General features: G+C 71.6%; 4 protein-coding genes. All 4 read left to right on the top strand.

The features are described from left to right. Positions 1-29: 29 nt before the first annotated feature. From AC1HIL_RS33035 to AC1HIL_RS33020, 4 genes are read left to right on the top strand one after another with little or no spacing between them, the layout of a single operon-like run. Positions 30-1,613: a TolC family protein gene (locus AC1HIL_RS33035; protein WP_479669097.1), complete on the top strand. Its 1,584-nt coding sequence runs from the start codon at positions 30-32 to the stop codon at positions 1,611-1,613. A 39-nt stretch (positions 1,614-1,652) separates the two neighbouring features. Then, entirely contained in the window at positions 1,653-2,765 is a 1,113-nt protein-coding gene (locus AC1HIL_RS33030; protein WP_479669098.1) for an efflux RND transporter periplasmic adaptor subunit, read from the top strand. Between the two features lie 16 nt (positions 2,766-2,781). After that, positions 2,782-4,233 carry an efflux RND transporter periplasmic adaptor subunit gene (locus AC1HIL_RS33025; protein ID WP_479669099.1) on the top strand — a complete coding sequence of 484 codons (1,452 nt, stop codon included), beginning with the start codon at positions 2,782-2,784 and terminating at the stop codon, positions 4,231-4,233. A 13-nt stretch (positions 4,234-4,246) separates the two neighbouring features. Then, positions 4,247-6,406 carry a peptidase M50 gene (locus tag AC1HIL_RS33020; RefSeq protein WP_479669100.1) on the top strand — a complete coding sequence of 720 codons (2,160 nt, stop codon included), beginning with the start codon at positions 4,247-4,249 and terminating at the stop codon, positions 6,404-6,406. Positions 6,407-6,437 lie beyond the last annotated feature (31 nt).

The raw sequence follows: 6,437 nt of genomic DNA, 5'->3' as shown, positions 1-6,437 counted from the left end.
GAAACCGAACTCGAAGAAAGACGTCCGCCATGCCATCGATCCAACGCACGACCCGCACGACCCGTCCACGCGCCGCCGCGCCTGCCGCCACATCGAGGCTGCGCGCCGCCGCGCTCGCCGCCGCCTCGATCGCCGTGCTGGCGGGCTGCAGCGTCACGCCCGCGCCGCTGACCAAGACCGAGCTGACGCTGCGCGTGGACCGCAACCTCAAGTCGCTGACGGCCGACCAGGAGCCGGTGGGCGGCGCGATCGGCCTCTACGAGGCGATGGCGCGCGCGCTCAAGTACAACCTCGACTACAAGGTCGCGATGATGGAGGAGGCGGTGCGCGGGCGCGAGCTCGACCGGGCGCGCTTCGACATGCTGCCGCAGCTGGTGGCCAATGCCGGCTACAACGGGCGCAGCAACGACAGCGGCGCGAGCAGCCGCTCGCTGCTGACCGGGCGGCAATCGCTGGAGCCCTCGACCTCGTCGGAGCGCCAGACCACGGCCGCCGACCTGAGCCTGAGCTGGGACGTGCTGGACTTCGGCGTCTCGTATGCGCGCGCCAAGCAGACGGCAGACCAGCGGCTGATCTCGCTCGAGAACCGCCGCAAGGTCGCCAACCGCATGGTGGAGGACGTGCGCACCGCCTACTGGCGCGCCATCAGCGCCGAGCGGCTGATCCGCAAGCTCACGCAGCTGTCGGGCGACGTCAACAACGCGCTCGGCGATTCGGAGGAGATCGCGCGCCGGCGCACCACCAGCCCGCTGGCCGCGCTGACCTACCAGCGCGACCTGATCGACGTGCAGCGCCAGATCCAGGCGCTGCAGCGCGAGCTGGTGATCGCCAAGGCGCAGCTCGCCGCGCTCATGAACCTCGCGCCCGGCACCGAGTTCTCGCTGGTGGTGCCGCAGCGCAGCGCGCTGTCGACCGAGTTCTGCCTCTCGGGCGAGGGGATGGTGCGCGCGGCGCTGGAGAACCGCTCGGAGCTGCGCGAAATCGCCTACCGGCTGCGCATCAACGAGAGCGACGGCACGGTCGCGCTGCTGCGCAACCTGCCGAGCGTGCGCGCCTTCATCGGCACCAACTACGACTCCAACGACTTCCTCTACAACAACAACTGGTCGGGCGTGGGCGTGCGAGCGAGCTGGAACCTGGTGAGCCTGTTCCGCTATCCCGCCGACAAGCGGCTGATCGAGACCCAGGCCGAGTGGCTGACCGAGCGCGAGCGCGCGCTGACCATGGCCATCATGACCCAGGTGCACGTGAGCCGCGCGCAGTTCGCGTTCGCGCGCCAGTCGCTGATCACGGCCGGGCGCTACTCGGAAGTGCAGGGCGGCATCACCACGCAGATGCAGTCGGCCTTCAAGGCCAACCAGGAGAGCCGCCAGCGCGTGATCCGCGAGGAGATGAACGGCCTGCTGGCCGAGGTGCGCTACGACCTGGCCTATGCCGACATGCAGAACGCCTTCGCCAACGTCTACAGCGCGATCGGCCTCGACAGCTTCACGCCCGAGGTCAGCAGCCGCGACTCGGTGGCGCAGCTCGCGGGCGGGCTGCAGCAGCTGTGGCAGAGCCGCCAGGACATGACCGGCGCCACCGCGGCCGCAGCCTGCGGCGCGGCGTCCTGACGCGCGACTTCTCTCGTTCCACCACCGGGCCCTCGCTCCATGAACCTCGACGATCCCACCCCCGAGCCGTCCCGCAGCCCATCGCCCGACCGCGCGCGTTGGCGAACGCTGGCGATCGGTGCCGCCTTCGCGATCGTGCTGGTCGCGATCGCCTGGGGCTACCTGGGCGGCGGCGGCGCGAAGAAGCGCGAGGCAGTGCCGCCGGTGGCGGCGGCGCCCGCGCCGACCCCGGCACCGGCACCTGCTGCAACCGCAGCCAAGCCCGCGCCCGCCGCCGAGCCGGTCGTGGCGCCGGGCACCGCGCTCGCGGCGATGGCACCGCCCGCGGCGCCGTCCACGCCCGCGCCGCTCGCGGCCGCCACGCCACCCCAGGGCACCGGCAATGCCGCCGCCGTCGCGGCGGCGGCCGCCCCCGGCGCGCTGGCCTCGATCGCGCCGGCCGACGCACCGCGCGCCGATGCCAGCGCGGTGCGCGGCGTGGTCAAGCCCAAGGACGAGGTGCTGTTCTCGGCCAAGATCGCCGCGCGCATCGCGCAGATGCCCTTCAAGGAGGGCGAGCGCTTCCAGAAAGGCGCGGTGCTGGTGGCCTTCGACTGCTCGCGCATCCGCGCCGAGGCGAATGCCGCCTGGGCCGCCAACCGCGCGAGCCAGACCATCCTCAAGCAGAGCGAGGAGCTCGACCGCTACGAGGCCATCGGCAAGAGCGACGTGCAGATCGCCAAGGCCAAGGCCGAGCAGACCGGCGCCGAGGCGACCGCGCTCGAGGCCCAGATGCGCGACTGCACCATCGTCGCGCCGTTCTCGGGCATCGTGGTGGAGAACATCTCGCACCAGCACGAGAACGCCGCCGCCGGCAAGGAGCTCACGCGCGTGCTCAACGACAGTGAGCTCGAGATGCACCTGATCGCGCCCTCGGCTTGGCTCGGCTGGCTGGCGCCGGGCAGCCCCTTCAGGTTCAGGATCGACGAGACCGGCCGCAGCTACGAGGCCAAAGTCACGCGGCTCGGCGCCGCGGTCGACCCCGTGAGCCAGACGGTGCGCGTGGTCGGCCAGTTCGCCGGCGGCCGCGAGGCGGTGCTGCCGGGCATGAGCGGCAGCGCGGAATTCGCGCAGAACCCGGCCTCGCGGCAGCGCGCGCAGGCCACCCCATGAGAAGGCGGACAGCACCATGAGCGCAGCACCCCTGGGGGATGGTCCTGGAGGCCCTGGAAGCCCCGCAAGCCCGTCGCCGAAGCCGGCGCAGGCGGCGCCAGCCGGCGCGCGCGTGGTCGACGCCACGCCGCGCTTTCGCGACGGCACGCTGGTGCTGCTCGAGCTCGAGGCCGAGATCCGGCGCCAGCAGACCGAGAAGGAGCTGGTCTTCCACCTGCTCAACGAGGCCAAGCGCATCCTGCCGTTCCGCCAGGCCTTCTGCCTGCGCCGGCGCCATGCCGACGCGGCCTTCCAGGCGATCGGCGTGTCGAGCCTGGCCGCGGTGGACCGCAACGTGCCGCTGATCCGCTGGATCGAGCGGCTGGTGGCGAGCCTGCCGGCCGAAGCCTCGCGCACCGAGGCGCCGCTGGCCTTCGGCCGAGAGGCCTACGTCGACCCCGAGGAGCGCGACGCGGCGGCCTATCCGTTCGCGCACGCGCTGTGGCTGCCGATGCGCATGAAGGACGGCGACGCGCTCGGCGGCGTGCTGCTGTTCGCGCTCGAGCCCTGGAGCGAGCCGCAGCAGAAGGTGGCGCGCCGGCTGGCCGAGACCTACTCGCACGCCTGGGGCGCGCTGGCCGGGCCGACCCGCTTCTGGGAGCGCTGGCGCTTCGAGCGCCGCACGCGCTGGCTGATCGCCGCGGCGGTGCTGCTGGCCTGCATCTTCCCGGTGTCGATGAGCGCGCTGGCACCGATGGAGGTGGCCGCGGCCGACCCGGCCGTGATCGCCGCGCCGCTCACGGGCGTGGTGGCCGAGATCCTGGTGCCGCCGAACACGCCCGTGAAAGCCAACCAGCCGATCCTGCGCTTCGAGGACACCAAGCTGCGCAACGAGCTCGAGCTCGCGCAGCGCAAGATGCAGGTGGCGACCGCGCGCTTCGCGAGCACCTCGCAGGCCGCGATCGACAGCGCCGACGCCAATCGCGAGGTGGCGATCAACAAGGCCGAGCTCGACCTCGCCACCGCGCAGTACGACTATGCGCGCGACCTGATGGCCAAGTCGGTGCTCAGCGCGCCGGTCGACGGCATCGCGGTCTACAGCGACCGCCGCGACTGGCAGGGCCGGCCGGTGGAGACGGGCCAGCAGATCATGAAGATCGCCAACGCCGAGCGCATCGAGTTCAGCATCTTCCTGCCGGTGCAGGACAGCATGCTGATCGAGGACGGCGCGCGCGTGAAGATCTATCTCGACAGCGATCCGCTGCGCCCGATCGAGGCCCACCTGCTGCGTGCCGGCTACCAGGCCGAGAAGACCGACGGCAGCACGCTGGCCTTCCGCCTCGCGGCGCGCGCCGACGATGCCCAGGCCCTGCACCAGCTGCGCATCGGCACGCGCGGCACCGCGCAGGTCTACGGCGGCAAGGTGCCGCTGCTGTTCTACGTGCTGCGCCGCCCGATCACCGTGGCGCGCCAGACCCTGGGCTGGTAGGAGGCCGACGCCCATGGCCCCCAAGCCGGCCATCGCCCAGGGCGAACTGCCCGACGACGCGCTGCTGCCCGAGCTGCGCGAGGAGCTGCGCTTCGACCGCAGCTCGCCGCTGCTCGACGGCGCGCCGAGCTGGAGCATCTTCGACCCGGTGCGGCATGCCTACTTCCAGATCGGCCAGGTCGAGCTCGCGCTGCTTTCGGCCTGGCGCGGGCGCACGGTCGGCGAGATGCGGCGGCTGTTCGCGCAGCAGCAGGGCGCCGAGCCCGAGCCCGGCGCCGTCAAGGCGCTGCTGCAGTTCCTCGCGAGCAACAACCTTACGCGCGCGCCGCTGGGCGACGCGGTCAAGAGCCTGAGCGCGCAGGCCAGGGCGCACGACCAGGCCTGGTGGAAATGGCTGCTGCACCATTACCTGTTCATCCGCGTGCCGCTGGTCAAGCCCGACCGCTTCCTGCGCCGCACCGTGCACTGGGTGGCGCCGCTGTTCACGCGCGGCTTCGGGCTGCTGATCGTCGCGCTCGGGCTGGTGGGCCTGTATTTCGTCTCGCGCCAGTGGGACGAGTTCCTGCACACCTTCCCGTACTTCTTCTCGCTGCAGGGCATCGCGATCTACGGCCTGAGCCTGGCCTTCACCAAGACCATGCACGAGCTCGGCCATGCCTATGCCGCCACGCGCTACGGCTGCCGCGTGCCGACCATGGGCGTCTCGTTCCTGGTGATGGTGCCGGTGCTCTACACCGACACCACCGACACCTGGAAGCTGCGCTCGCGCAAGCAGCGGCTGCTGGTCGACGGCGACGGCGTGCTCACCGAGCTGTGCCTGGCGAGCATCGCGACCTTCCTCTGGGCCTTCCTGCCCGACGGGCCGGTGCGCAGCGCCGCCTTCGTGATCGCCACCACGAGCTGGATCAGCACGCTGGCGATCAACCTGAGCCCGTTCATGCGCTTCGACGGCTACTACTTCCTGTCGGACATGATCGGCGTTCCCAACCTCAGCAGCCGCTCGCAGGCCTTCGGCCAGTGGCAGCTGCGCGAATGGCTGTTCGGCCTCGGGGCGCCCATGCCCGAGCCGGTGGCGCCGCGCACCGCGCGCATGTTCGCCTTCTTCGCCTGGGCGACCTGGTTCTACCGCTTCTTCCTGTTCCTCGGCATCGCGCTCGTGGTCTACCACTTCTTCTTCAAGGCCGTGGGCATCTTCCTGTTCGCGGTCGAGATCGGCTGGTTCATCGTGATGCCGGTGGCGCGCGAGGTCGGCCACTGGTGGCGCATGCGCGAGCGCATCGTGCCCGGACGGCGCGGCATCGCGAGCCTGGCGATCCTCGGCGCGCTGCTGCTGGCGGCCTTCGTGCCGCTGGACGTCAACGTCAAGGTGCCGGCCGTGCTCGGTGCCACGCGCGAGGAGCCGGTGTTCGCGCCCGAGGCGGCGCAGGTCGCCGAGCTCAAGGTGCGCCCCGGCGAACGCGTGCGCGAGGGCCAGGTGCTGTTCACGCTCGCCTCGCCGATGCTCGAACAGGAGCAGCGCGAGGCGCGCATCCGGCTCGCGCTGCTGCAGGCGCGGCTCGCGCGCTCGGTGGCCGACAAGATCGACCGCGCCCAGACCCAGGAGCTGCTGCGCGGCGTGGTGGCCGAGCAGGAGAACCTCAGCGGCCTGGCCAAGCGCCGCGCGCTGCTGCAGGTGAAGGCCCCGTTCGCCGGCACCGTGGCCGACTACGACGCCGAGCTGCATCCGCAGCGCTGGATCACCGGCAAGCAGCTGCTGGCGCGCATCGTCGACGAAGGCGGCGCGCAGGACCTGCGCGGCTATGTCGAGGGCCAGCATGCCTGGCGCCTGCGCGACGGCGCCGTCGGCCGCTTCGTGCCCGACGATCCGCGCCAGGCCAGCTTCGAGGTGCGGCTGGTGGGCCTGTCGTCGGTCGCGGCCGAGGAGATCGATTCGGCCTACCTGCAGTCGGTGCACGGCGGCCCGATCGCGGTCAACGTCACCGACAAGGGCAAGGCGGTGCCCAACCAGAGCCAGTACCCGTTGTTGATGCGGCCGCTGGAGCCGCAGCGCGACGCGATCTACCTGCACCAGATCGTGCGCGGCGTGGTCACGCTCGACGCGCAGGGCGAGAGCTTCTTCGCGAAGGTGGCGCGGCAGGTGCTGCGGGTGCTGGCGCGGGAGAGCGGGTTGTGAGGGCCGCGCGAGCCGCACTGTGGCCCGCTCG

Source organism: Variovorax sp. ISS6 (assembly GCF_056523145.1).
This window is presented reverse-complemented; position numbering and strand designations above follow the sequence as displayed.